We start from the raw sequence: 25,507 nt of genomic DNA on the forward strand, positions 1-25,507 counted from the left end.
GACCGCTTCGCGCAGCCTCGCTTATTGGTGCGACCGACCGAAATCGGGGGCGGGATCGTCCTGCCCCTGTTCGATGATCGACCGGCGGATCGCGCGGGTGCGGGTGAACAGGTCGAACAGCGCATCGCCGTCGCCCCAACGGATTGCGCGTTGCAGCATCGTCACGTCCTCGGTCAGGCGCTGCAAGATCTCCAGCACCGCTTCCCGGTTGTTCAGGAACACGTCGCGCCACATCGTCGGATCGGATGCGGCGATGCGCGTGAAGTCGCGGAAACCGCCGGCGGAATATTTGATGACCTCCCCCTGCGTCACCTCTTCCAGATCGGACGCGGTGCCGACGATCGAATAGGCGATCAGGTGCGGTACGTGGCTGGTGACGGCGAGCACCAGATCGTGGTGGCGCGGCGTCATGATCTCCACGTTCGCCCCGAGGGCCTCCCAGAACGACCGGAGGCGAACGACGGCGGCTTCCGGCGTGGCGTCCTCCGGCGTCAGGATGCACCAACGGCCGCGGAACAGCGTCGCGAATCCCGATTCGGGGCCGCTATGCTCGGTGCCGGCAACGGGATGACCGGGAACGATCGTCGCGTCGGGCAAAACCGCGCGGAGAGCGGCGATCACGCTTTCCTTCGACCCGCCGACATCGCTGACGATCGCGTCGCCGGGCAGGTCGGCGGCGAACTCCGCCGCGACCGCGCCCATCGCACCGACCGGCACGCACAGCACCACCAGATCGGCGTCGATCACTGCCGCGCCGGCGCTGTCCGCGACATCGTCGCACAGGTCGATCCGCACTGCGGTCGCGCGCACATCCGGGTCGGCATCGTACCCGGTGACGCGCACGGTCGGCATCGTCGAGCGGACGCCGCGCGCGATCGAGGAGCCGATCAGGCCCAGACCGACGATCGTGACGCGCGCGAACGGCAGCATCAGCCTGCCTTCTGGACCCCGGCGGCGAGCACGTCCGCCACCGCGCGCAGCTCGTCTTCGGTGCCGATCGTGATGCGCAGGCCGTGCGGGAGGCCCTGTCCGGGCAACCAGCGCGTCGCGTAGCCGGCCGCCATCAGCGCGTGATAGGCGACCTCCGCGGTCAACGCACCCTCGAACAGCACCAGCACGAAGTTCGCCTTGCTGGGCACCACGCGCAGGCCGATCGCGGTCATGGCGTCGGTGAACCAGTCGCGCCATTCGCGATTATGCTCGCGGCTGCGGGTGACGAAGCCGTCGTCGCCGAGCGCCGCGATCGCCGCCCGCTGCGCGCCGATGCCGAACGCGAAGGGCGCGCGGATGCGGTGCATGGCGTCGATGATCTCCGTGGAGGCATAGCCCCAGCCGATCCGCTCCGACGCGAGGCCGAAGATCTTGGAGAAGGTGCGCGTGACCAGCACGTTGGGTTGCGTGCGCGCCAGTTCGAGCCCGCCGTCGTCGTCCTCGGTTTCCAGATACTCGGTGTAGGCCTGGTCGAGCACCAGCAGCACGTCGCGAGGGAGGCCGGCGTGCAGGCGCGCGATCTCGCCGCGGTCGGTGTAGGTGCCGGTCGGGTTGTTGGGGTTGGCGACGAAGACGACGCGGGTGCGCTCCGTCACCGCGGCGAGGATCGCGTCGACATCGGTGGCATAATCGCGGTCGGGCGCGATCACCGGCGTGGCGCCGACGCGCCGCGTCGCGATCTCGTACACCGCGAACCCGTAGCGGACGTGGATGATCTCGTCGCCCGGTCCGGCGAAGGTGCCGGCGGCGAGGTGCAGCACCTCGTCCGACCCGGTGCCGTAGATCAGCCTGTCCGCCTCGACCCCGTAATGCGCTGCCAATTTGGCGCGAAGTTCGATTGCGGCGGCATCGGGATAGCGTTCGAGCTCGGTTGCCGCGCTGCGATAGGCATCGCGGGCGGCCTCGGGCGTGCCGAACGGGTTCTCGTTCGACGACAGCTTCACGACCTTGCGCCCGTCCTCGCTGGTGGCGCGACCGGGGACGTAGGGGGCGATGCCCAGAATCCACGGCTTGGGGGCAGGGGCGGCGGTGCTGCTGTCGGTCATCGCTTGCGCATAGCGAGCGCGGTCTTGCCCCGCCAGCCTGTGCGGACTAACCGGCGCAGCGTGGACGACCGCTACGGCCTTGCGCGCCGCGTGACGCTGCCGGGGCCGCTGCGGCTGGACGGCGGCGGGACGTTGGGCCCGATCGACATCGCGTACGAGACGTATGGCGAGCTGGCTGCGGACGGCGGCAACGCGATCCTGATCTGCCACGCGCTGACCGGCGACCAGCACGTCGCCTCCGCCCACCCCCGCACCGGCAAGCCCGGATGGTGGACGCGGCTGGTTGGGCCGGGCAAGCCGATCGATCCGGCGCGGCATTTCGTGATCTGTTCCAACGTGCTGGGCAGTTGCATGGGATCGACCGGGCCAGCGTCGGTCGATCCGTCGACCGGGCAGCCCTGGGGCATGCGGTTTCCGGTCATCACGATCCGCGACATGGTGCGCGCACAAGCACTGTTGCTCGATCATCTCGGCGTCGGACGGCTGATGGCGGTGGTTGGCGGGTCGATGGGCGGGATGCAGGCGCTGTCATGGCCGGCGACGTTCCCGGAGCGAGTCGCGGCGGCGGTGGTGATCGCCTCCACGGCACGCCATTCGGCGCAGAACATCGCGTTCCACGAAGTCGGGCGGCAGGCGATCATGGCCGACCCCAACTGGCAGGGCGGCGAGTATCATCGGGGCGATCCGCCGTCCGCCGGGCTGGCCGTGGCGCGGATGGCGGCGCACATCACCTATCTGTCGGAAGCAGGGCTGACCGAGAAGTTCGGGCGCAAGTTGCAGGCGCGCGATTCGAAGGGTTTCGGGTTCGACGCGGATTTCCAGGTCGAGAGCTATCTGCGGCATCAGGGGTTGAGCTTCGTCGACCGGTTCGACGCCAATTCCTACCTCTACATCACCCGGGCGCTGGATTATTTCGATCTGGCGGAGGAGCATGGCGGCTTGCTGGCGAATGCGTTCCGCGCGACGGCGGCGCGGTTCTGCCTCGTCAGCTTCGATACCGACTGGCTGTATCCGACCGCCGATTCGCGCACCATCGTCCACGCGCTGAACGCCGCGGGTCGCGCGGTCAGCTTCGTGGAGCTGTCGAGCCCGTACGGCCATGACGCGTTCCTGCTCGACAGCCCCGAACTGAACCGCGTGGTCGACGGATTCCTGCGGGGTGGGCGGTGAGCGACATCGTGCTGTCCGACGATCCCGCGCTGTTGCAGGTCGAGCGCGTTCATGCCTGGCTCGCGGGCAGTTACTGGTCACCGGCAATCGAGCGGACGACGGTGGAGCGGGCGATCGCCGGGTCGCATGCAGTCGGTGCGTATCGGGGCGGTGTGCAGGTGGGCTTCGCGCGGCTGATCTCCGATCGCGCGACGTTCGGCTGGCTAGCGGACGTTTTTGTCGATCCCGAAGCACGCGGCGCGGGACTTGGACGGCGGCTGGCCGGCTTCTTCCTCGACCATGCCGATTATGTGGGCATACGGCGGATCATGCTCAACACCCGCGACGCGCACGGCGTCTACGAAGCACTTGGCTTTCATGCACCGGTGCGACCCGACTTCCTGATGGAGCGGCTCGCACCGGGTGCGGCAGAGCGGTTGCGGACGCTATGAGTCTCAGGCCCGATCTGGCGATCATCGCGCAGCATGTGGCGCGGGGAGCAAGGGTGCTGGACGTCGGCTGTGGCGACGGGGCGCTGATGGCAAGCCTGCGCGACGAGCGTGATGCGGACGTGCGTGGGCTGGAGATCGATCCGACCAACGTCGCCGCCGCGGTCGCGCGGGGGTTGGCGGCGGTGCAGGGGGATGCGGATGTTGACCTGGAAGGTTACCCCGACGCCAGTTTCGATTATGCGATCCTGAGCCAGACGTTGCAGACGACGCGCAACCCGCATCTGGTGCTGGACGAGTTGTTGCGGATCGGACGACGCGCGATCGTCAGCTTTCCGAACTTCGCGCACTGGCGCGTGCGGCTGTCGTTGCTGTGGGGCGGGCGGATGCCGGTGACGTCGCTGCTGCCGGAAGAGTGGTACGACACGCCCAACATCCACCACGTGACGATCGACGACTTCCGGGCGTTCCTGAGCAAGCGCGGCGTGGCGGTGGAGGAGGCGTGGTTCCTGGCGCGGGGTACGCGACGGGCGGCGGCGGGGGCCAACCTGCTGGCGGAACACGCGGTATTCCTGTTGCACCGCGAGGAACTATGATCCAGATCAAGCGTTTGCCCACTCCGAACCTGCTGGACATGGTATGAGCAAGACCGCGCTGATCGTCGAAGACGAAATTTTCGTCGCTCTGGATCTGGAACGCATCCTGACGGATGCCGGCTACCGGGTCTGCGCGATTGCGGCGGATCGGCAGGAAGCGCTGGACGCCGCCCCCGAGTGCGCGTTCGCGTTCGTCGACGTCAACCTTCGGGATGGACCGACCGGGCCCGAGATCGCGCGCAGGATCGCTGCCGACTATGGCGTGAAAGTGGTGTTCGTGACCGCCAATCCGGCGCAGATCGGTGCCAGCGAATCTGCGTTGGGATTCGTGCGGAAGCCGTTCAGCGAGTCAGCCATTTTGGCCGCAGCCGCGATGGCCGCCGGCGACACGATGGTCGCCAACGATCAGGTGCAGCCGCTCGCCGCGGCGGGATAATCGTACGAAGCGGCGTGGGTCGCGCGGATGATGCGCCGCTAGGATCAGAGTCGGATCGGAGCCCATCCTGGCAACAGCCGGGGTGGGATTTTGTATGGAAGCCTGATAGCTCGGGATGGAGCGGCCCGCTCGTTTCCCTGCTGACGGAGGTTGGCGTGGGATTCTCTACAAGTGACCTGCTTGCGGAAAAGCCCTATTCCAGTCCGTCCCCCTAAAGGGGAGGGGGCAGATAAAATCTAGCGGTCAGTGCCGCGCGCGGTGATCCTGATGCGGCATCTTGTCGCGGCTGAGGGCGGCGGCGGGGATTTCGACCGTGACGACGAGACCCTCGGGACGCCAGTCCTTGGCGACCGTTCCACCAAGCTGCCGTACCGCGCTGAGTTCGATCAACTGACTGCCGAAGCCGGAATGGACACCCGGATCGACGACGACGGGACCGCCCCGCTCGCGCCACGTCATCATGACCAGATCGTCGCGGTTCTCGACCTCGACGACGACGTGGCCGCCCTCGATCGACAGGGCACCGTACTTGGTCGCATTGGTCGCGAGTTCGTGGAACAGCAGCGCCAACGGAGTCGCCGAGCGGTCGTCGATCGACACCATTTCGCCGGACACCGCAATCCGCTCCTCGTTCGCGCCGCTATAGGGGCTGAACAGGTCCTGGAGCAGGCCGTGCAGACTGTCCTGACGCGACGCCGGGCGTGACTGGGCGCTGTGCGGGCGGACGAAATCGTGCGCGCGGCCGAGCGCGGTGATGCGTTGGCGCAGATCCGTCGCGGCGGGCGCGAATTCCGGACGCGCGCGCGCAGCGAACCCGACCAGGCCGGCGATCACCGCGAAGATGTTCTTGATGCGGTGCGACAGTTCCTGGCTGATGATCTCCCGCTCATCCAGCGCCATCTTCTGTTCGTGGATGTCGGTGCAGGTGCCGAACCAGCGGACGATGACATGGTCGCCGTCGCGGATCGGCAAGGCCCGCCCGAGAACCCAGCGATAGGTGCCGTCGAAATGTTTCAGCCGGTATTCGATGTCATAGGGATCGCCCGTTTCGAGGCTGTGGCGCCACACCGACCAGGCGCGATCCTGATCGTCGGGATGAAAGATGTCGTTCCACGCCTCGCCGTCGGTCGACCCCTGCGGCACGCCGGTGAATTCATACCAGCGCGCATTGTAATAATCGTGGAAGCCGTCCGGCAGCGTCGACCAGACCATCTGCGGCATCGTGTCGGCCAGAGTCCGGAACCGCTGCTCGCTATCCTCCAGCGCCTGACGTGACAGCGCCTCTGCCTCGCCCTGCTCGCGCGAGGTGCGGCGATCGTCCAGCCGTGCCATCGCCGCTTTCGCCAGCAGCGCCAGCCCTTCGCGCTGAAGAGGGGTCAGGCCGAGCGGACGGGCGACGGTGTCGATGACGCAAACGGTGCCGAGAACGACGCCCTCGCCAGAGAGCATCGGCGCGCCGGCATAGAAGCGGACATAGGGATCGCCGGTGACCAGCGGGTTGCCTGCAAAGCGCGGGTCCTGCGTCGCGTCGACGACTTCGAAGATGTCGGGCCCGCCGAGCGCGTGTGCGCAGAACGAAATGTCGCTGGGCGTACGGTCCTGATCGATGCCCGTGCGCGCCAGGAACTGCTGAAACTCCGCCTCGACCAACGTCACCAGCGCGACCGGCGTGTCGCAAAGCCGCGCTGCGAAGCCGACGATGTCGTCCAGCGCACCCGCCTCGCGTAAATCGCCGGTGTCGTAGGACGCGAGAACGCGCGTCCTACGATCGTCGCACAGGATGGATTTGTCGAAGCTCATGCCGATCAGAACGGCACGTCGTCGTCGAGATCGTCCGCGAAGCCGCCGCCCTGACCGAAGCTGCCGCCGCGTGCGCCGCCGCCACCACCGGACGCGCCTCCGGCTCCGCCACCGCTCGCGCCGCCCGATCGACCGCCGCCATAGCCGCCGCCGGAGGACGAACCGCCGCCGCCCCAATCATCGTCACCGCCGCCGCTGCGGCCGCCACCGGCACCGCCGCCTGCACCGCCACCGGCGCCGTCGAGCATCGTCAGGACGCTGTTGAAACCTTGCAGCGTGATCTCGGTCGAATAGCGGTCCTGACCCTGTTGGTCCTGCCACTTCCGCGTGGTCAGCGCGCCCTCGATATAGACCTTGGATCCCTTGCGGAGGTATTTTTCCGCCACGTTCGCAAGACCTTCGTTGAAGACCTTGACCGTGTGCCACTCGGTCTTCTCCTTGCGCTCCCCGGAATTGCGGTCCTTCCACGATTCCGATGTCGCGATGCGCAGTTCGACGACCTTGCCACCGTTCTGGAACGAGCGGCTTTCGGGGTCGCGCCCCAGGTTGCCGACCAGAATGACCTTGTTGACGCTGCCCGCCATGAATTGCCCCGAATCAGAGGCCGACGGCGACCGCCAGCCAGTATGTTAAGCCGGCCATGATGTAGGCGGCGGCGAACAGATAGCCAACCATGAAGGCGGGCCACTTCCATCCATTCGTCTCCCGCCGGGTCACGGCGATCGTCGAGATGCACTGCGGCGCGAACACGAACCACATCAGGAACGCCAGCGCGGTCGGAAGGCTCCAGCGGCCGCGCAGCCGATCGGAGATCGCGCGTGTGCCCGACTCGCCCTCCGCATCGTCGATCGCATAGACGGTGCCGATCGCCGACACCGCGACCTCGCGCGCGGCCATCGCCGGTAGCAGCGCCAAGGCGATGTCGCGGTTGAAGCCGATCGGGGCGACGACCGTCTCGATGCCGTTGCCGATGCGGCCGGCGATCGAATAATCGACCGGGCTGATATTGCTGCCCGGCGGCGGTTTGGGGAAGCTGAGCAGCAGCCACAGCACCACCGTCGTCGCGGCGATGATCGTGCCGGCGCGCTTCAGGAAGATCATCGCGCGCGTCCACAGGCCGATGCCGATGTCCTGCCAGCGCGGCCACTGGTATTTGGGCATCTCCATCATGAAGCCTGACGATGCGCCCTTGGTGACGGTACGTCGCAGCAGCAGCGCGGCGACGTAAGCGCCGGCGACGCCCATCACGAGCAGGCCGAACATGACGAGCCCCTGAAGGCGCACGAACGGCAGCACCTGTATGTTGGGGATCATCGCACCGATGATGAGCGTGTAGACCGGCCAGCGCGCGCTGCACGTCATCAGCGGGGCGATGAGGATCGTGGTCAGCCGGTCCTTCTCGTCCTCGATCGTGCGCGTCGCCATGATGCCGGGGACGGCGCAGGCGAAGCTCGACAGCAGCGGGATGAACGCACGGCCGGACAGGCCGACGGTCGCCATCAACCGGTCCATCAGGAACGCGGCGCGGACCATGTAGCCCGACGCCTCCAGCACCAGAATGAAGAGGAACAGGATCAGGATCTGCGGCAGGAACACGATGACCGCACCTACGCCGGCGATCAGGCCGTCGGTCACCAGCGATCGCCAGAAGCCGTCGGGTGCCGTCTCGCGGACCCAACCCTCCAGCCCGCCGAACGCCACGTCGATCATGTCGGCGGGTGTGGCCGCCCAGCTGAACACCGCCTGGAACATGACGAACAGGATCGCGACGAGCAGCAGTGGCCCGACGACCGGATGCAGCGCGACCGCGTCGAGCCAGTGCGCCCAGCGACGTGCGGGTGTTTCCGACACCGTTGCCGCCGCCGCGATCGTGCGGGCGCGGCGTTGCAGGACGACGATGTTCTCCTCGACCCGGTCCACGGCCGGCACCGGATGGCCGCCGAGCAGTGGCGACAGCTTCGCGCGCAGTTCGTCCAGCCCGCGACGGCGCACTGCGACGGTGGAGACGACGGGGACGCCGAGTTCGCGCTCCAGCACGGCCGGATCGAGGACGAGGCCGTCGCGCTCCGCCAGATCGATCATGTTCAGCGCGACGATGACGGGGACGCCGAGCGCAATCAGCTGCAACGTGAAGCGCAAGTGATTGTCGAGATTGGCGGCATCGACCACCACCACCAGCGCGTCCGGTAGGCGTTCGAAGCCGCCGCGCCCGGTCACGACATCGCGCGTGACGCGCTCGTCGGGGGAGGAGGGGTCGAGGCTGTATGCGCCGGGCAAGTCGACCAGTTCGATCGGGCGACCGTCGTCCAGCACCATGCGGCCCGAATGCCGTTCCACCGTGACGCCGGGATAATTGCCGACCTTTTGCCGGGCACCCGTCAGGGCATTGAACAGCGCGCTCTTGCCGGCGTTGGGATTACCGACCAGCGCCACCAGGGGCGCGGCATGCACCGGGCGATGTTCGATGGCTGGTCAGCCGGCGAGCGGCGCGACGTGGATGCTGGCGGCAACGGCGCGGCGCAGCGCCACCGTCATCCGGCCGATCCGGCACGCGATCGGTCCGCCGCCGATCGACGCGCGGTGCAGCACCTCGACCCCGACACCCTCGTCGAAGCCCAGTTCTCGCAACCGGCGCGCCTCAGGATCGGCGAGGCGCGTCCAGTCGATCGCGGCGATCAGCGCCCGGCGATGACGGGGAAGGGTATCGAGGCGGTCGGGAACCATAACTCGCCACATAGAAGGCCTGCGATTGATTATCAATAACCTCGTCGGCGACGAGGGACCGGCCGCAGGGGATCGCGGCCGGTCCCGTCGGTCATCCGAGGGTGACGACGGCATGGGTCCTGCGCCGGCGCAGCGCACCACCCGCGGCGCCGATTCCGACGATCATCATCGCCCAGCTGGCCGGTTCCGGCACCGCCGCCACGTCGCCGAGCCGGATGTTGTCGAACTGCACGAACCCGCTCGACCCGGCGCGCGGCGTGAAGCTGAACGACAGCAGCGGCGACAGGTCGAAGGTCAGGACATTCGGCGTCAGGCGCTGCCCGGCGAAATTGTCGAGGACATAGGTCTGCGCGCGGCTGGAGCCGTCGGCAAAGGCGAAGGTGAAATCGACATCCATCGTCACCGGCCCGAAGCCGCTGAAGTTGCCGTAATTGTTGGCCATCGTCAGTTCGTCGAGCACGAACGCCGCGCCATCGACGCGGGCGACGGTGACGACCGCGCCGCCGAGCTGGTTAGTCAGCGCCGCGCCGGTGCGGTCGAGGCTGGTGAGCGTCGTACCGGTCGTCACGAAGCAGGCCCCGTTGTTGGCGGGGCAGCGATCGGCGGAGACGCGGAAGCCATCCTCCAGCCACGGGCCATAGACATAGCCGGTGCGGCCGTTGCGACCACGGGCGGCATCGAAGTCGAGAACGGCGGCGGCGGCGGCGGGAGCGGCGCTGCCGGCCAGCAGCGCGATGGCCGCGATGCGCTTCATCATCAGACGTTATCCTTTGAACCGGAACGATAAATCGGTCCGGTCGCGCTAGACGGTCAAGATGACGGCGCCGTTACATTGCGGCATACCCATCGAGGAAAACGACAGCGCCCCTGCCGCGATCAAACGGCGGGGTAGCGCAACCGGCCGATAAAGCGGGACAGGCTGGGGCGGTGCTCGGTGCGCTTCAGGAAGCCGGCCTTCGCCTTTTCGAAGCGCATGATGCCGTCGATGCGGCGATCGAGGAAAGCCCGCGTGTCGGCATGGCCCTCGCTCTCGTCGTTGAGGAAGACGGTCACGGTGGCACCGTAGACGCCGAGCAGGATCGTGCGCTTCGTATAGTGATTGTAATCGGTGGCGGTGTCGCCGGCGAGACGCCAGATCGCATCGACGCTGCGCCAGCCCAGCTTCGCGGCGCGGGCGACGTTCTGCGGCATGGCGAGGATCGTCAGCGCGCGGCGCAAGGCCTCCCGGTCCGGGGCGAGGATCGCCAGCCGCGCCTCGACCAGCGCGGCGATCCGCGCGCGGATCTTCATCGTCGCGAGCGCTTCGGGCGGCAGCATCTCCGCCATCCGCCGGTCAATGGTCGAGAACCACGCGTCGATCATCTCCACCGCACTGACGCCGCGGTCGCCGGCGAACGCCAGCGTCGCAATGTCCGGATCGACGCCGTTGCCTTCGGCCGCCATCGCCAGCGCCGCTTCGCTCCACCCGTCGAACGCGGCATTGGCGGCGATCGCGGGCGCCAGTTCGAGGCGCAGCTCGTCCAGCGTCGGATCGGCCGGTGCGGCGGGCGGCTCAAGCGTGGTGGGATGGGCGATCATGCTATGCTCCTCGGCTCCTGCACATGAGGGCTGACCGGCTCCGGTGCAACCACGGGCCGGCGGCGGACCAGCACGAGCGCGGCGGCGACCATCGCGATGCCGATCCAGTCGACGGCACCGAGCCGCTCGCCATAGATCAGCCAGCCGATCGTCGCGGCGACCACCGGCTGGATCAGCAAGGTGATGCCGACCATCAACGGCGACGCCTTGCCGAGTGCGAAGATCATGCATCCCTGGCCCAACACCTGACTGACGAGGGCGAGCCCCAGCAGCGGGCCCCACGCGGTCGGCATCACCGTCTCCCCCAACGCGACGGCGAAGATCAGCAGCGGCACGATGCTGGCGATCGTCGACAGGGCCAGCGCCGGCATCGGCGGCACATGCTCCCGCACGCCCGCCATGATGATGAAATAGACGGCGTAGAGCAGGCCCGCGGTCAGGCAGAGCGCGTCGCCGACCAGATTGGCGGGATCGAGATCGTAGGACCGCCCGAGCAGCAGCAGCGCCCCCGCCCCGGCCAGCGCGAGCGCGAACCCCTGCGTCCGGCTGGGCCATGTGCGCACGACGATGAAGCCGTAGATCGGGAAGATGAAGGTGGCGCAATTGCCCAGCAGCGTCGCGTTGGCGAGCGTGGTGCGCATGATGCCGAGGTGCCAGCTGCCGAGATCGCCGGCGAACGCCACGCCCGCGAGGATCAGGATCGTCCACCGCTTCGGCGTCATCATCGGGGCGGCGTCGGTCGGCTGGCCCCGTCCCGCCAGTGCGAGGACGACGAGCAACGGCGCCGCCAGCGTGATCCGCCAGAAGCCGGCCGCGACCGGACCGGTATCGGCCATCCGCACGAAGAGCGGGCCGAAGGCGAGCGCGACGTTGCCCACGATCAGGGCAAGAAACGCAAGCGCGGAGCCGGTGCGGGGAGCGGGCGTGGTGCCTCTCGCCTCCGGTTCCGCCGGAGCATCGCCCTGCAGGGGATCGATGCTTTGCAGGGGACCAGTTTTTCTTGGGCGGTCCGATGCGGGCATGAGGCGCTGTAGCGTCCTATCTGTTGACGCAACAGCCTTTGAAACAGGAGTTTCCATGCCCGAACTATTCGACCCGATCGATCTGGGTGCGATCCACGCCGCGAACCGTGTGCTGATGGCGCCCCTGACCCGCGGTCGGGCGGATCGCGATGCCGTGCCGACGCCGATCATGGCGCAATATTATACGCAGCGAGCGAGCGCGGGCCTCATCATCTCCGAAGCGACGGGAATCAGCCGCGAAGGTCTGGGCTGGCCCTATGCGCCGGGGTTGTGGAGCGACGAGCAGGCCGCGGCGTGGAAGCCGGTCACCGATGCCGTGCACGCCGCGGGCGGGCGGATCGTCGCGCAGCTGTGGCATATGGGGCGGCAGGTGCATTCGTCTGTAACGGGAAGCCAGCCGGTATCGTCGTCGGCGACCAGGTCCGACGGCACGGTCCACACCTATGACGGCAAGCAGGCGTTCGAGACGGCGCGGCCGCTGGACGTGGCGGAGTTCCCGCGGTTGCTGGACGATTACGAGCGGGCGACGCGCAACGCGATGGCGGCCGGGTTCGACGGCGTGCAGGTGCATGCCGCGAACGGTTATCTGATCGATGAATTCCTGCGCGACAATGCGAACTTCCGGGACGATCGATATGGCGGCAGCCCGGAGAACCGGGTGCGCCTGTTGCGTGAGGTGACCGAGCGCGTCGCATCGATCGCCGGCGCGGATAGAACGGCGGTGCGCCTGTCGCCGAACGGCAATTCGCAAGGGGTCGATGACAGCGATCCGGCATCGGTGTTCGGCCCGGCGGCGAAGGCGCTGTCGGAGATCGGCATCGCCTTCCTCGAACTGCGCGAACTCGGCCCCGACGGTACGTACGGGGCAACCGATGTCCCGAAGCAGTCGCCGCTGATCCGGCAGCTTTTCGATGGTCCGCTGGTCCTCAATTCCGACTTCACCAGCCGTGCGCAGGCGCAGGCGGTGCTGGATGCGGGCGCGGCGGATGCCATCGCGTTCGGGCGGACGTTCCTCGCCAATCCGGACCTGCCGGAGCGGTTGCGGATCGATGCCCCGCTCAACCCGATCGACCCGAAGACGCTGTATAGCCAGGGGCCGGAGGGGTATATCGACTATCCTGCGCTGGAAACCGAGGCGGCGTAACGGACATGGCTGCTCGACCCGGAGCTTTGGATGTTCCGGGTCGAATAGCCATCAAGGTTGCCGGTTTTCCCGTGCCACCCCGGCGAAGGCCGGGGTCCAGTTCCCGGGTGACCGGTGAGACGCACCAGCTTCGCCGGGGTAGATGGTTGTTGCTGTGCCGGTTTGGCGACCGCCCACCTCAACCCCCACGTGCGACTATCCCGTCGAGCCACCGGGTGATGCCGTCGCGCGCCGGGTTGCGGACGGCCTTGCTAAACAGCGCAAACGGGATGGCGAGCAGCCACGGCATCGCCACCGCCGCGACGACGAACGCGAACGCGGCGAACAGCGCCACGAACTTCACCCGGGCGATCACCCCGACGCTGACGCTGTCGAGGCGGATCGTGCGCGGACCCTTCGCGTCGTAGAAGGCGCGCGTGGTGATGTCGCCGCTGCCGTCGAAACGCGTCTGGCGCGGGAAGAGGCGTGGCGGCGGACCGGTCGGGTTCGCCCGCGTATCGATCACCTCCAGCCGCCGGCCGCGCTCCACGACGCGGTAGCGGGAGGGCGGCGGCTCGGTCACCGGCCGGGGCGACCCGTGCGCCAGTCGGCGGCGGACTGCCCCCACGCATCGACGCGGAAGGCGTCCAGCGGCGGCGGCAGGCTGCACGGCCCGCCATTGGTCGCGCCCAGTCGCTGCGCGAGCCGGATCGAGGCATGATTGTCGGGATCGATCGTGTGGATCACATGTGTCCAGCCGAGCACGTCCACCGCATAGTCGATCGCGGCGATAGCGGCCTCATGGGCGTAACCCTTGCCCGCGAAGGCCGGCGCGACGCCCCAGCCGACCTCCGTCCCGGGCCAGCCATCGGGCTGGTGCGGGCCGATGCGCCCGACCCATGCGCCGGTCGAGCGTTCGACGACGGCGAACATCGAGAAGCCGCGGATCGTCCATGCGCCGGCCATGCCACACAGCGAGCGCCACGCGACGCTGCGCGCCTGCACGCCGCCGAGGAAGCGCATCGTTTCCGGATCGGCGTGGAACGCTACCCACGGCTCCAGATCCTCCGCCGCCAGCGGCCTGAGCATCAGGCGCGGCGTGAAGAGGATCGGGCCGCCGGTCATCAGCCGCCGAACCGCTCGCGCAGGTCGAGCAGCGCGAGCGCCGCCTTGGCCGCCTCGCCGCCCTTGTCCTTCTCGTCGGGACGCGCGCGGGTCAGCGCCTGCGCCTCGTTCTCGACGGTCAGGATACCATTGCCGATGGCGAGGCCGTCCATCGTCAACGCCATGATGCCGCGCGCGCTTTCACCCGCGACGATCTCGAAATGATAGGTCTCGCCACGGATCACGACGCCGATCGCGACGAAGCCGTCATAGCGGTCGGCCTCCGCCGCCAGCGCGATCGCGGCGGGAATCTCCAGCGCGCCCGGCACCGTCACCGTCTCGTGCGTGTGGCCTGCGGCCTCGATCGCGGCGCGCGCGCCGGCGACCAGCAGGTCGTTGAGATGGTCGTAGAAGCGCGCCTCGACGATCAGGATATGGGCCAAGCTGTCAGTCCTCGATGCGCCGCTCGCCGACGATCGACAGGCCGTAACCGTCGAGCCCGACAAGGGTGTGGTGGGTGTTGGTGAGCAGGATCATGTCATGCACGCCGAGTTCCGCCAGGATCATCGCGCCGACGCCGTAGTCGCGCAGTTCCTCCATCGGCACCTCGACCTGCTCGCCCGCCTGTCGCCGGACGGCGGTGGTGAAGGCATCGGCGCGCTGGCGGTTGATGAGGACGATGACGCCCGATCCGGCTTCGGCGATCATCTCCATCGATCGCTGGAGCAGGCCGCCGCGTGCGGACTCCTCGCCGAAGATGTCGCCGTAAGGGGACAAAGCGTGCATCCGCACCAGCACCGGCTGCGACGGGTCGATCCGGCCCTTGACCAGCGCCACCTGCTCGGTGCCCGTCGCGGTGTTGCGATAGGCGCGGGTGGTCCATTCGCCACCCCAGCGGCTGGTGAACTTCGCCTCCGCCTTCTTCTCGACGAGGTGGTCGTAGCGGCGGCGATAGGCGATCAGGTCGCGGATCGTGCCGATCTTCAGGCCGTGCAATTGCGCGAACGACACCAGGTCGTCCATCCGCGCCATCGTGCCGTCCTCGTTCATGATCTCGCAGATCACGCCGGAGGGATTGAGGCCGGCGAGACGCGAGACGTCGACGGCCGCTTCGGTATGGCCGGCGCGTACCAGCACGCCGCCGTCGCGCGCCACCAGTGGGAAGACGTGGCCGGGCGTCACGATGTCGGCCGCGCCCTTCGTGCCGTCGATCGCCACGGCGATCGTGCGCGCGCGGTCGGCGGCGGAGATGCCCGTCGTCACGCCCTCGCGCGCCTCGATCGAGACGGTGAAGGCGGTTTCGTGACGGGTGCCGTTGTTGCGGCTCATCAGGTCGAGGCCGAGTTCGTCGACGCGGCGCTTGGCCATCGCGAGGCAGATCAGACCGCGGCCGTGGCGGGCCATGAAGTTGATCTTTTCGGGCGTCGCCATCTGCGCGGGGATGACGAGGTCGCCCTCGTTCTCGCGATCCTCGTCATCGACGAGGATGAACATGCGGCCGTTGCGCGCCTCGTCGATGATCTCCTCGGGCGAGGACAGGAAGGCGTGGCGGAGGCGCGCCAGCTCCGGATTAGCGGCCACGATAATGCTCCATCCGTTGCAGGTAGCGCGCCAGCACGTCGATCTCGATGTTGACGGTGTCGGCCACGGTCAGGGCGCCGAGCGTCGTCGCGGCCTGCGTATGCGGGATGACGTTGACGCCGAACTCGGTCGCGTCCGCCGCGTCGGTGACCGCGTTGACGGTCAGCGACACGCCGTCGACCGTGATCGAGCCTTTGGTGGCGAGGAAGGGTGCGAGGGCGGGCGGAACCGAGAACAGGATGCGCTTCGAATCCCCGTCGGGTTCGACCGAGACGATATGCGCGACACCGTCGACGTGACCGGTGACGATGTGGCCGCCGAGTTCGTCGCCCAGCTTCATCGCGCGTTCCAGGTTCAGCGTGCGACCTTCGCGCCACTGATCGGCGGTGCGGCCGATCGTTTCCCCGGACACGTCGACCGCGAACCAGCCGGGACCCTTGTCGACCACCGTCAGGCACACGCCCGAACAGGCGATCGACGCGCCCAGATCGACGGTGCCGGTGTCGTAGGCGGTCGCGATCCGCACGCGCGCGTCGCCGCGATGCTCCACGGCCTCGATCGTGCCGATGTCGGTGATGATGCCGGTGAACATGGACCCTCGTCTATCTGGCGCGCTCGTAGACTTCCAACCGGTCGCTGCCAAGCGCACGCGCATCGTAGAGCCGCCAGCGGCCATGCGCGTCGCCCAGATCGGACAGGCCGATATCGGTGACGGCCGGGCGACCGCCACCGATCAGGATCGGCGCGCGGTAGAGCAGCAGCCGGTCGACAAGGTCATGGCGCAGGAAGGCGGCGGCGGTGGCGGCACCACCCTCCACGAACAGATGGTCGCCGGGAAGGTCGCCGATGGCGTCAGGAGCAGCGATGACGCTGTCGCCGGTCGTGGCCGCGGACAGGATGAACCGGCGCGGCGAGCGGTCCTCCAGCCCCCGCAGGCGAACGTCGAGCTTCGGCGCATCGGCATCTTGCGTGCCGCGGCCGACCAGGATCGTTTCGTGCCGGCTGCGTTCGAGGTGGACGTGCGCGCGGGCTTCGGGGCCGGTGATCCAGCGGCTTTGCCCCGATGCAGTCGCGATCATGCCGTCGAGCGAGGTCGCGAGCTTCAGCGTGACGAACGGGCGGTCGAGCGTGCGCCGGGTCAGGAAGCCGGCCATCGTCCGGCGGGCGTCCGCCGCGCCGGTTCCGACATCGACGACGATGCCTGCGCTGCGCAGTCGGGCGAAGCCGGCCCCGGCGGTGCGGGGGTCGGGATCCTCGATCGCACCGACCACGCGCATGACGCCGGCCGCGACGAGCAGGTCGCTGCACGCGGGGCCACGCGGCGACACATGCGCGCAGGGTTCGAGCGTGACGTAGCAAGTCGCGCCGCGCGACTCTGTGCCGGCCTGCTGCAAAGCGGTGGCTTCGGCGTGCGGTCGTCCGCCCGCGGCCGTCCAGCCGCGGCCGATGACGCGACCCGCCTTGACGATGACGCAGCCGACATTGGGGTTGGGGGCAGTGCGCCCCCGCGTCCGCTCCGCCAGCGTCAGCGCCGCCGCCATCCAGCGCGCGTCGGCGTGGGTCAGATGCCCCAGCCCTTGAGCTTGTCGTCCAGGCGCTTGAACGACGCGCGCTTCGCCGCCTCCGCATCGGCCTGCGCCTTCAGGGCGGCGGCCTTGATCGGCGCGTCGATCTTTTGCTGGGCGACGATCTCCGCATCGGTGCGGTTCGCCGGCCATTGTTCGACATAGACGATGTCGCGCTTGTACGTCGGGTCGACGCGGCTGTCGTGCGCGAAGGCGTAGATGAAGAAGCCGGTGATGAGCATCGACGCGACGAGGAACGCGAGATCGATCCGCGTGCGCGTGGCGAGGAAGGCGCGGAGATCGCGGATCGCGCTCACCGGCGACATGCGGGAAAAGAACTGCATCTGGGGAAAATAGGCCTGTTGGTGCGCAGTTGCCAGTGGTGTCGTTCCTCTCGTGCTCCCGCAGCGGCGGGAGCACGAGACGGGCGGGTCAGTCCTCCATCCGGAACGTCACGGTCATCACCCGCCACGCCGCCTCGGCGACGCCATCGCGGGTGCCGGCGCGGAAGCGCCAGCGCGACAGGGCGCGTTGTTCGGTGACGCGGAAGAACGCGTCGCTCGTCGCGCTGACCCGCTCGACCTGTTTGACGCGACCGTCCGCGCCGACGAGCACGCGCACCGTGACCTTGCCCTCGTTGCCGAGACGGCGTTCGGACGGGGGATAGTCGGGCTGGAAATCGCCGGCGTAACGCGAATCGACGGCAGGCCCGACGATCAGTGGCGGAGGCAGCGGCTTGGGTTCCGGGACCGCCTCCGTTGAGGTGCCCGTGCCGGGCTGGGCGTTGTAGGGGAGCGGCGGCAGGGGATCGACGGTGCCGGTCAGGGGCGAGTCGATCGGCGTCTCGACGATCGGTTTTGGCGCATCCAGCGGCGGCGCCGGGCGAGGTTCCGCGCTGACCCGTGGATCGGCCGGCTTGGGCTCGGGGGGCGGGGGCGGGTCTATCGGTCTGAAGATCGTGACGAGCGGTGGATCGGCGGGCGGGCGTCCCGTCACGATCGGCGCGGCGACCATGAGTGCCGCGATGACCGCCGCGTTGATCCCGATCGCCGCCGCAAGGCCGCCGGGGTTGAACCGGGCACGCGCAGGCCCGCCATAACGATCCGCATACATCAGCAACGCTCCTTCACCAGAGTGACAAGGTGCGAGTCGGCCAACCGCATGAAGGATGTTACATCATATCGTAATCAGCGCAAGTGGCCCCTGTGTGGCCTATTGCGCTAGCGCAGTGCGAGCCTCGCCAGCGCGCGTTCCCGCCCGATCAGCGGCAGCAGCGCCGCCATGTCGGGCCCGTGGTCGAGGCCGGTCAGCGCCCGTCGCAGTGGCAGGAACAGCGTCTTGCCCTTGCGGCCAGTCGTCGCCTTCAACGCGCCGGTCAGCGCGTGCCAAGGGTCGGTGGCCCAGTCGATCGTCGCGGCGGCCTGCGCGGCGTCGGCCAGATAGGCGCGGTCGTCCTCGTCGAGATCGGGCACGGCGATCGGTCCTTCCACGACCCCCCACCAGTTGGCGGCGTCTTTGACCGCAGTCAGGTTCGGGCGGACCGCGTTCCATGCCGCGGCGTCCATGCCCGCCGGCAATCGGTCCGCGACCTCCTCGTACGGCAGCGTGTGCAGGATCTTGGCGTTAAGCTGCGCGAGTTCCGCCTCGTCGAAGCGTGCCGGCGCACGACCGAAGCGGGCAAAGTCGAACGTCGCGATCAGCACGGCGTCGTCGATCGCCTCGACCGGGTCGCTGGTGCCGAGCCGCGCGAGCAGGGCGCGGATCGCCTGCGGCTCGATGCCCTCCGCACGAAAATGATCGAGTCCAAGCGCACCAAGCCGCTTCGACAGCTTGCCCTCGCTGCCGGTCAGCAGCGCCTCGTGCGCGAAGGCGGGCGGAGTCGCACCCATCACATCGAACATCTGCAATTGTAGGGCGGTGTTCGACACGTGATCCTCGCCACGAACGACATGAGTTACGCCCATCTCCACATCGTCGATCGCGGAGGGCAGCATATACAGCCACGATCCGTCGGCGCGGCGCACGACGGGGTCGCTCATCGTCGCCGGATCGAAGCGCTGCGGCCCGCGGATCAGATCGTCCCACGTGATCGGCGCGGCGTGGTCCAGCCGGAAGCGCCAGTGCGGCGTAATGCCATCCGCCTCCAGCGCCGTGCGCTGGTCGTCGGTCAGCGTCAGGGCGGCGCGGTCGTAGACCGGCGGCAGGCCGCGGCCGAGCAGGATCTTGCGCTTCAGGTCCAGTTCCTGCGCCGTCTCATAGGCCGGATAGACGCGCCCCGCCGCGACCAGCGCGTCGAACCGCGCCTGATACAGCGCGAATCGTTCCGACTGGCGGACCTCCGCATCGGGTGTCAGGCCGAGCCAGCCGAGATCGCTGCGGATAGCATCGACGAAACGCTCCTCGCTCCGCTCCGCATCGGTGTCGTCGATGCGCAGCAGGAAGCGTCCGCCGTTCGCCCGTGCCCACATGAAGTTATGCAATGCGGTGCGGATGTTGCCGACATGCAGGCGGCCGGTGGGCGAGGGGGCGAAGCGCGTGACGATCATGCTGCGCGCTCTAGGTCGCACGCGACCCTGGGCCAAGAACATTGCATCCATGTTGCACGGGGGTAAGGGGAGCGTCCTACGGGGCGGCTCAGGAACGACGCATGAAACTCATCACCGGCAATTCGAACCTGCCGCTCGCGACCGCGATCGCGCAGTATCTGGAACTGCCGCTGACCGACGCGCTGGTCCGCCGCTTCGCCGACGAGGAGGTGTTCGTCGAGATCCAGGAGAACGTCCGGGGCGAGGACGTGTTCGTGATCCAGTCGACCGGCTTTCCGGCCAACGACAACCTGATGGAATTGCTCATCATCATCGACGCGCTGAAGCGGGCGTCGGCGCGGCGGATCACCGCGGTGATCCCGTATATGGGCTATGCGCGACAGGACCGGAAGCCGGGGCCGCGCACGCCGATCTCCGCCAAGCTGGTCGCGAACCTCATCACCGTCGCCGGCGCGGACCGGGTGCTGTCGGTCGACCTGCACGCCGGGCAGATCCAGGGGTTCTTCGATATTCCGACCGACAACCTCTACGCCGCGCCGGTGATGTCGGCGGACATATTGGCGCGGTTCAAGGGCAAGAACCTGATGGTCGTGTCGCCCGACGTGGGCGGCGTTGTTCGTGCGCGGCAACTCGCCAAGCGACTCGACAATGCACCGCTGGCGATCGTCGACAAGCGCCGCGAGCGCGCGGGCGAGTCGGAGGTGATGAACATCATCGGCGATGTCGAGGGCCGCTTCTGCGTGCTGATCGACGACATCGTCGATTCGGCGGGCACGCTTTGCAACGCCGCGGCGGCGCTGCGCGAGGCGGGGGCGGAGGATGTCGTCGCCTATGTCACACACGGCGTGCTGTCGGGCGGCGCGGTGGCGCGGGTCGACGGATCGAGCCTGACCGAGCTGGTCATCACCGACTCGATCGGCAACCACGAGTCGATCGGTGCGACGACCCGCATTCGCCACCTGCCGATCGCGCCGTTGCTGGGCGAGGCGATCAAGCGCATCGCGGACGAGACGAGTGTGAGCAGTCTCTTCGACTGAGCGGCTTCGCCCATCAGTCGAAGAGACTGCTCGGACGGCGAGCCGGCGGTGCCGGACTCTTCCGACGGCGGCTTTGCCGTCGGCACGGCGACGTGGTTCTGCGGTTCGATGAAGTCCGGCGGAAAAGCCGCCGTCGGTGGGGTTGGCTTCGCCGACCCGCCGGCCGGGCCTGTGGAACCGTTTAGCGGTTCCCGAGGCCGACGATATGCTCGAACACCGCCGGGTGCAGCGGCTTGTTGAACGCACAGCCGTAACGGAACTTGTCCCGCCACGCGACGACCGCCTCCAGCGGTGCCAGCCCCGGCAGCGTCAGCCACACGATCGTGCCAGGCCACAGGGTGAAGCTCGTCTCCGCGCGAAAGCCTGACATCGACAGGTCGACCACGTCGATCTCGAACTTGGTCTGGCCGCGGTCGCGCAGGTGCGCACGCATTTTCACCGCGCGGCGCAACGCGTGGCGGTGATCCTCTCCGGGGACGGATTCGAAGGGCGGCGTAAAGACCGGGCGTTCCATGAACACCTTACTGCGCCTCGAATGGTTATTATTCGGATAACGCCGTGTTCGGCCGATCTGACCGACACCGAACTGGCTTATTGCAAACAGCATGCAATAGCAGCGACGCAAGGGGTGGATTTGATCGCCCCCCTGTGCTTTAGGGGCGCGCAAAGCCTCCAGACCCTCTCGCATGATGCGTAGCCAGAAAGGCGGATGATCCCATGAACATTCACGAATATCAGGCCAAGGAACTGCTCGCCAAGTTCGGCGTGCCCGTGCCCGCCGGTTTTGCCGCGATGAGCGTCGAGGAAGCCGTCGCCGCCACCGAGAAGCTGCCTGGGCCGCTCTACGTCGTGAAGGCGCAGATCCACGCGGGTGGCCGCGGCAAGGGCAAATTCAAGGAACTCGGCCCCGACGCCAAGGGCGGCGTACGCCTCGCCAAGACGGCTGACGAAGTTCGCGCGGCGGCGACCGACATGCTCGGCAACACGCTCGTCACCATCCAGACGGGTGACGCGGGCAAGCAGGTCAATCGCCTGTACGTGACCGACGGCGTCGACATCGCCAAGGAATTCTACCTCGCGCTGCTCGTCAACCGCGCCACGGGCCGCGTGTCGATGGTCGCCAGCACCGAGGGCGGCATGGACATCGAAACCGTGGCGCACGACACGCCCGAGAAGATCCACTCGATCGATATCGACGCCGCGACCGGGTTCCAGCCGCATCACGGCCGCGCCGTCGCCGCTGCGCTGGAGCTGACCGGCGACCTCGCCAAGCAGGCCGCCTCGACCGCGGCGAAGCTGTACGACGCCTTCCTCGGCACCGATGCCGAGCAGATCGAGATCAACCCGCTTGCCGTGACCGACGACGGCAAGCTGATGGTGCTCGACGCCAAGGTGGCTTTCGACGGCAACGCCATGTTCCGTCACAAGGATTTGATGGAACTGCGCGACACCACCGAAGAGGACGCGATGGAGCTGGAGGCGTCGAAGTACGACCTGGCGTACATCAAGCTCGATGGCGATATCGGCTGCATGGTCAACGGCGCCGGCCTCGCGATGGCGACGATGGACATCATCAAGCTGAACGGCATGTTCCCGGCCAACTTCCTCGACGTCGGCGGCGGCGCCAACAAGGAGAAGGTCACCGCGGCGTTCAAGATCATCCTCGCCGATCCCGCGGTGAAGGGCATCCTGGTCAACATCTTCGGCGGCATCATGAAGTGCGACATCATCGCCGAGGGCATCGTCGCCGCGGCAAAGGAAGTGAACCTGTCGGTGCCGCTGGTTGTCCGTCTGGAAGGCACCAACGTGCAGGCCGGCAAGGACATTCTGGCGAACTCCGGTCTCGCGATCGTCCCCGCCAACGACCTGGGTGATGCGGCGAAGAAGATCGTGGCCGAGGTGCAGAAGGCGGCGTGAGCCGCGCCTGACCCGATGTTCGAAGGGGCCCGGCGGAAACGTCCGGGCCCTTTTTCGTTGAGGGCATGCGGCATAGTCCTAAAGCCGCTGCGGCAAGGCCGGCCGACCATACCGGACTTGCGAAAACCGGGTTTTAGCGCCTAGGACCATCCTAAGCGAACGCGACGAAATTGAGAGGAGCTCCGATGAAGGTGCTGGTGCCGGTCAAGCGCGTGCTTGACTATAATGTGAAGCCCCGCGTGAAGGCGGACGGGACGGGTGTCGACCTCGCCAACGTCAAGATGTCGATGAACCCGTTCGACGAGATCGCCGTCGAAGAGGCGATCCGTTTGAAGGATCGCGCCGGCGTGACCGAGATCGTCGTCGTGTCGATCGGCGAGCAGAAGTCGCAGGAGACGCTGCGCACAGCACTGGCGATGGGCGCGGACAGGGCGATCCTGGTGACGAGCGATACCAAGGTCGAGCCGCTGGGGGTCGCCAAGATCCTCGCCAAGATCGTCGAGGAGGAGCAGCCGCAGCTGGTGATCCTCGGCAAGCAGGCGATCGACGACGACAACAACCAGACCGGACAGATGCTCGCCGGCCTGCTCGGCTGGGCGCAGGGCACGTTCGCCAGCAAGGTCGAGATCGAGGGCGACACCGCCAGGGTGACGCGCGAAGTCAATGGCGGGCTGGAGACGGACGATCTGAAGCTGCCCGCGATCGTCACCACCGACCTGCGCCTGAACGAGCCGCGCTACGCGTCGCTGCCGAACATCATGAAGGCCAAGTCGAAGCCGATGGCGACGAAGACCGCGGCCGATTTCGGCGTCGACGTGACGCCGCGCCTGACGACGCTGAAGGTGGTCGAGCCGAACAAGCGCTCGGCGGGCGTCAAGGTCGCCGATGTCGACGAACTGGTGATGAAGCTGAAGGCGATGGGAGTGGCGAAGTGAAGACGCTGGTCTGGGTCGAACATGACGGGTCTGCCGTCAAGGACGCCACGCTGTCGGCCGTCACGGCGGCATCGAAGCTGGGCGAGGTGCATCTGCTGGTGGCAGGGCAGGGCGTCGGCGGTGTCGCGGACGCGGCGGCGAAGATCGCCGGCGTCGGCAAGGTGCATGTCGCGGACGACGCGGCCTATGCGCATGCGCTGGCGGAGAATGTCGCGCCACTGGTCGTCGAGCTGATGGGCCACCACGACGCGTTCGTCGTGCCCGCCACGACGACGGGCAAGAACATCGCTCCCCGCGTCGCGGCGCTGCTCGACGTGATGCAGATCAGTGAAGTCCTGTCGGTGGAGAGCGAAGACACGTTCACCCGTCCGATCTACGCCGGCAACGCGATCGCCACGGTGCAGTCGTCGGATGCGAAAAAGGTGCTGACGATCCGCGGCACGGCGTTCGACAAGGTGGCGACCGAGGGTGGTTCGGGCTCGATCGAGGCGGTGGCGTCGACCGGGGACAAGGGTCTGTCGACCTTCGCCGGTTCCGAGATCGCGGCGAATGCCCGTCCGGAACTGACCAGCGCCAAGATCATCGTCTCGGGCGGCCGTGCGCTGGGGTCGTCGGAGCAGTTCCATGCGCTGATCGATCCGCTCGCCGACGCACTGGGTGCCGGCGTCGGCGCGAGCCGCGCGGCGGTCGATGCGGGTTATGCTCCGAACGACTATCAGGTCGGCCAGACCGGCAAGATCGTCGCCCCGGAAGTCTATGTCGCGGTCGGTATTTCCGGCGCGATCCAGCATCTGGCGGGGATGAAGGACTCCAAGACAATCATCGCGATCAACAAGGACGAGGACGCGCCGATCTTCCAGGTCGCGGATCTGGGTTTGGTCGGTGACCTGTTCAAGGTGATCCCGGAACTGACCGAAAAGCTGTGATCCGGTGGCGGGTGGGGCAAGGCCGCTCCACCCGCCGCAATCCCGCGCGCGGCACCAGCATCGGCGGCTCCTTCAGGTCCCAGACCAGCCCCAGCCGCCGCATCGCGAGCAACACCCACCAGCCCGGATCGTGCTGGCCCGGTTCCACGCCCAGTCTTGCGGATTCGGGCCATGCGTGATGATTGCCGTGCCACGCCTCCCCGAAGGTGATCAGCGCGGCGGCGGGCAGGTCGTGACCCTGTACCGCGACATCGTCCACGATCCACCCCTGCGGCCCGCGGCGATGCGTCAGGTGTCCGACGAACCAGTGGCCGGTGACGCTGACGGCGACCCGCACCGGCACGCCCCAGATCAGCCACGGCAACCCGCCGATCCTGAAGAACACCACGGCCAACGGCAGTTGCTGCAACATCCACGTCGCCTCCAGCCAGCGCAGCACGCGGTCGCGTGCCAGCCGCTCCTCCAGCACGAAGGTCGGTGGGTGTGCCAGGATCAGGCGGCAGTGCATCTGCCACCATGCATCCCGCAGCATCGTGGTGCGATGCGCGTGCAGATCGTGGCACGCCGTCTGCCGCTGCGCCCAGTCGCGTGTGTCGTGCAGCCGGACCATGCCGAGCGGTCCCGCCATGCTGACCAGCGTGCCAAGATACGCCAGCACCTGCTCCAGCCAGCGCGGCGCCGACAGGCTGCGATGGATGAGCAGGCGGTGAAGGCCGATCGAGTGGCCCAGACACAGGGTGGCGGCGGACGTGGCGAGGAACAGCAGTATCGCGCCGGATGTGGTGTAGAAGGGCGCAAGGGTGATGGCGGAGAGCGTCATCCCGCCTATCCACAATGAGCGGGCGGGCGCCCATTCGACACGGCCGGTGACGGCGCAGCTTCCGTCATCCGCTTCCATGCGGTCGGTCGAGGAGCATGGCATCATCGTCTCCTAGGTATTTAGGCAACTACCTAAACAACGATACGACGGTTGTCGATAGTTA

29 protein-coding genes are annotated in these 25,507 nt (G+C 67.7%); 9 read left to right on the plus strand and 20 right to left on the minus strand.

Translation table 11 applies throughout. The features are described 5' to 3' along the window. Positions 1-21: 21 nt before the first annotated feature. Complete coding sequence (locus AC0CH8_RS03365) at positions 22-930, minus strand: prephenate/arogenate dehydrogenase family protein (RefSeq protein WP_211534461.1); 909 nt, start codon at positions 928-930, stop codon at positions 22-24. Continuing rightward, entirely contained in the window at positions 930-2,036 is a 1,107-nt protein-coding gene (gene hisC, locus AC0CH8_RS03370; RefSeq protein ID WP_465238664.1) for a histidinol-phosphate transaminase, read from the minus strand. Before hisC ends, AC0CH8_RS03365 begins: the two co-directional genes overlap by 1 nt. A gap of 60 nt (positions 2,037-2,096) precedes the next feature. Here hisC and metX point away from each other — a divergent pair, with 60 nt between their 5' ends. The 4 genes from metX to AC0CH8_RS03390 are packed head-to-tail and all read left to right on the plus strand — an operon-like array spanning position 2,097 to position 4,666. Further along, positions 2,097-3,206 (plus strand): homoserine O-acetyltransferase MetX, encoded by a 1,110-nt coding sequence (metX, locus tag AC0CH8_RS03375; protein WP_465238665.1) that lies wholly within the window; start codon positions 2,097-2,099, stop codon positions 3,204-3,206. Beyond that, a complete protein-coding gene (locus AC0CH8_RS03380; RefSeq protein WP_465238666.1) occupies positions 3,203-3,637 on the plus strand; it encodes a GNAT family N-acetyltransferase in 435 nt (144 codons plus the stop codon). Before metX ends, AC0CH8_RS03380 begins: the two co-directional genes overlap by 4 nt. Beyond that, on the plus strand, positions 3,634-4,230 hold the full coding sequence (gene metW / locus AC0CH8_RS03385) for a methionine biosynthesis protein MetW (protein ID WP_465238667.1): 597 nt from the start codon (positions 3,634-3,636) through the stop codon (positions 4,228-4,230). Before AC0CH8_RS03380 ends, metW begins: the two co-directional genes overlap by 4 nt. A gap of 43 nt (positions 4,231-4,273) precedes the next feature. After that, positions 4,274-4,666: a response regulator gene (locus AC0CH8_RS03390; RefSeq protein WP_465238668.1), complete on the plus strand. Its 393-nt coding sequence runs from the start codon at positions 4,274-4,276 to the stop codon at positions 4,664-4,666. A gap of 243 nt (positions 4,667-4,909) precedes the next feature. Here AC0CH8_RS03390 and AC0CH8_RS03395 read toward each other — a convergent pair whose 3' ends face one another. From AC0CH8_RS03395 to AC0CH8_RS03425, 7 genes are all read right to left on the minus strand, one after another. Then, positions 4,910-6,466, minus strand: a complete 1,557-nt coding sequence (locus AC0CH8_RS03395) for a sensor histidine kinase (RefSeq protein ID WP_465238669.1) — start codon at positions 6,464-6,466, stop codon at positions 4,910-4,912. A gap of 5 nt (positions 6,467-6,471) precedes the next feature. Further along, positions 6,472-7,050, minus strand: coding sequence for a single-stranded DNA-binding protein (gene ssb, locus AC0CH8_RS03400; RefSeq protein WP_465238670.1), 579 nt, complete (start codon positions 7,048-7,050; stop codon positions 6,472-6,474). 13 nt (positions 7,051-7,063) lie between these two features. Beyond that, positions 7,064-8,917 carry a ferrous iron transporter B gene (feoB, locus tag AC0CH8_RS03405; protein ID WP_465238671.1) on the minus strand — a complete coding sequence of 618 codons (1,854 nt, stop codon included), beginning with the start codon at positions 8,915-8,917 and terminating at the stop codon, positions 7,064-7,066. Between the two features lie 21 nt (positions 8,918-8,938). Continuing rightward, positions 8,939-9,190 carry a FeoA family protein gene (locus AC0CH8_RS03410; protein WP_204199016.1) on the minus strand — a complete coding sequence of 84 codons (252 nt, stop codon included), beginning with the start codon at positions 9,188-9,190 and terminating at the stop codon, positions 8,939-8,941. 91 nt (positions 9,191-9,281) lie between these two features. Further along, positions 9,282-9,947, minus strand: coding sequence for a PEPxxWA-CTERM sorting domain-containing protein (locus AC0CH8_RS03415; RefSeq protein ID WP_465238672.1), 666 nt, complete (start codon positions 9,945-9,947; stop codon positions 9,282-9,284). A gap of 119 nt (positions 9,948-10,066) precedes the next feature. After that, positions 10,067-10,768: a COQ9 family protein gene (locus tag AC0CH8_RS03420; protein WP_465238673.1), complete on the minus strand. Its 702-nt coding sequence runs from the start codon at positions 10,766-10,768 to the stop codon at positions 10,067-10,069. Further along, entirely contained in the window at positions 10,765-11,790 is a 1,026-nt protein-coding gene (locus tag AC0CH8_RS03425) for a DMT family transporter (protein WP_465238674.1), read from the minus strand. Before AC0CH8_RS03425 ends, AC0CH8_RS03420 begins: the two co-directional genes overlap by 4 nt. 55 nt (positions 11,791-11,845) lie before the next feature. Here AC0CH8_RS03425 and AC0CH8_RS03430 point away from each other — a divergent pair, with 55 nt between their 5' ends. After that, positions 11,846-12,934 (plus strand): alkene reductase, encoded by a 1,089-nt coding sequence (locus AC0CH8_RS03430; RefSeq protein WP_465238675.1) that lies wholly within the window; start codon positions 11,846-11,848, stop codon positions 12,932-12,934. Positions 12,935-13,112: 178 nt separating this feature from the next. Here the strand turns inward: AC0CH8_RS03430 and AC0CH8_RS03435 are convergent, their stop codons facing one another. The 9 genes from AC0CH8_RS03435 to gltX form a co-directional block, all read right to left on the minus strand. Beyond that, a complete protein-coding gene (locus AC0CH8_RS03435; protein ID WP_465238676.1) occupies positions 13,113-13,496 on the minus strand; it encodes a hypothetical protein in 384 nt (127 codons plus the stop codon). Further along, a complete protein-coding gene (locus AC0CH8_RS03440) occupies positions 13,493-14,038 on the minus strand; it encodes a GNAT family N-acetyltransferase (protein ID WP_465238677.1) in 546 nt (181 codons plus the stop codon). Before AC0CH8_RS03440 ends, AC0CH8_RS03435 begins: the two co-directional genes overlap by 4 nt. After that, positions 14,038-14,460: a 6,7-dimethyl-8-ribityllumazine synthase gene (gene ribH, locus AC0CH8_RS03445; protein WP_055844659.1), complete on the minus strand. Its 423-nt coding sequence runs from the start codon at positions 14,458-14,460 to the stop codon at positions 14,038-14,040. Before ribH ends, AC0CH8_RS03440 begins: the two co-directional genes overlap by 1 nt. Positions 14,461-14,464: 4 nt before the next feature. Beyond that, positions 14,465-15,598, minus strand: a complete 1,134-nt coding sequence (ribB, locus tag AC0CH8_RS03450) for a 3,4-dihydroxy-2-butanone-4-phosphate synthase (RefSeq protein ID WP_204199008.1) — start codon at positions 15,596-15,598, stop codon at positions 14,465-14,467. Next, on the minus strand, positions 15,588-16,190 hold the full coding sequence (locus tag AC0CH8_RS03455) for a riboflavin synthase (RefSeq protein ID WP_465238678.1): 603 nt from the start codon (positions 16,188-16,190) through the stop codon (positions 15,588-15,590). Before AC0CH8_RS03455 ends, ribB begins: the two co-directional genes overlap by 11 nt. Positions 16,191-16,200: 10 nt before the next feature. Further along, a complete protein-coding gene (gene ribD, locus AC0CH8_RS03460) occupies positions 16,201-17,139 on the minus strand; it encodes a bifunctional diaminohydroxyphosphoribosylaminopyrimidine deaminase/5-amino-6-(5-phosphoribosylamino)uracil reductase RibD (RefSeq protein WP_465238679.1) in 939 nt (312 codons plus the stop codon). A 20-nt stretch (positions 17,140-17,159) separates the two neighbouring features. Beyond that, positions 17,160-17,507 carry a hypothetical protein gene (locus AC0CH8_RS03465; RefSeq protein WP_465238680.1) on the minus strand — a complete coding sequence of 116 codons (348 nt, stop codon included), beginning with the start codon at positions 17,505-17,507 and terminating at the stop codon, positions 17,160-17,162. An 88-nt stretch (positions 17,508-17,595) separates the two neighbouring features. Further along, on the minus strand, positions 17,596-18,276 hold the full coding sequence (locus AC0CH8_RS03470) for an energy transducer TonB (protein WP_465238681.1): 681 nt from the start codon (positions 18,274-18,276) through the stop codon (positions 17,596-17,598). Between the two features lie 107 nt (positions 18,277-18,383). Beyond that, complete coding sequence (gene gltX / locus AC0CH8_RS03475; RefSeq protein WP_465238682.1) at positions 18,384-19,709, minus strand: glutamate--tRNA ligase; 1,326 nt, start codon at positions 19,707-19,709, stop codon at positions 18,384-18,386. A gap of 101 nt (positions 19,710-19,810) precedes the next feature. On the opposite strand from gltX, the gene AC0CH8_RS03480 reads away from it, so the two are divergent. After that, entirely contained in the window at positions 19,811-20,746 is a 936-nt protein-coding gene (locus tag AC0CH8_RS03480; protein WP_204199002.1) for a ribose-phosphate pyrophosphokinase, read from the plus strand. A 181-nt stretch (positions 20,747-20,927) separates the two neighbouring features. Here AC0CH8_RS03480 and AC0CH8_RS03485 read toward each other — a convergent pair whose 3' ends face one another. Beyond that, entirely contained in the window at positions 20,928-21,260 is a 333-nt protein-coding gene (locus AC0CH8_RS03485; RefSeq protein ID WP_204199001.1) for a PilZ domain-containing protein, read from the minus strand. Positions 21,261-21,463: 203 nt separating this feature from the next. Here AC0CH8_RS03485 and sucC point away from each other — a divergent pair, with 203 nt between their 5' ends. The 3 genes from sucC to AC0CH8_RS03500 all read left to right on the plus strand — a co-directional run bounded on the left by sucC (position 21,464) and on the right by AC0CH8_RS03500 (position 24,524). Beyond that, a complete protein-coding gene (gene sucC, locus AC0CH8_RS03490; RefSeq protein ID WP_465238683.1) occupies positions 21,464-22,663 on the plus strand; it encodes an ADP-forming succinate--CoA ligase subunit beta in 1,200 nt (399 codons plus the stop codon). Between the two features lie 185 nt (positions 22,664-22,848). Continuing rightward, positions 22,849-23,598 carry an electron transfer flavoprotein subunit beta/FixA family protein gene (locus tag AC0CH8_RS03495; protein WP_465238684.1) on the plus strand — a complete coding sequence of 250 codons (750 nt, stop codon included), beginning with the start codon at positions 22,849-22,851 and terminating at the stop codon, positions 23,596-23,598. After that, a complete protein-coding gene (locus tag AC0CH8_RS03500; RefSeq protein WP_465238685.1) occupies positions 23,595-24,524 on the plus strand; it encodes an electron transfer flavoprotein subunit alpha/FixB family protein in 930 nt (309 codons plus the stop codon). Before AC0CH8_RS03495 ends, AC0CH8_RS03500 begins: the two co-directional genes overlap by 4 nt. On the opposite strand, the gene AC0CH8_RS03505 is transcribed toward AC0CH8_RS03500, so the two are convergent. After that, the gene (locus AC0CH8_RS03505; RefSeq protein WP_465238686.1) at positions 24,490-25,449 is read right to left on the minus strand and encodes an acyl-CoA desaturase; all 960 of its coding nucleotides are present in this window, start codon (positions 25,447-25,449) and stop codon (positions 24,490-24,492) included. The genes AC0CH8_RS03500 and AC0CH8_RS03505 overlap by 35 nt on opposite strands. Positions 25,450-25,507: the final 58 nt, after the last annotated feature.

Source organism: Sphingomonas sp. AC435, from assembly GCF_979253005.1.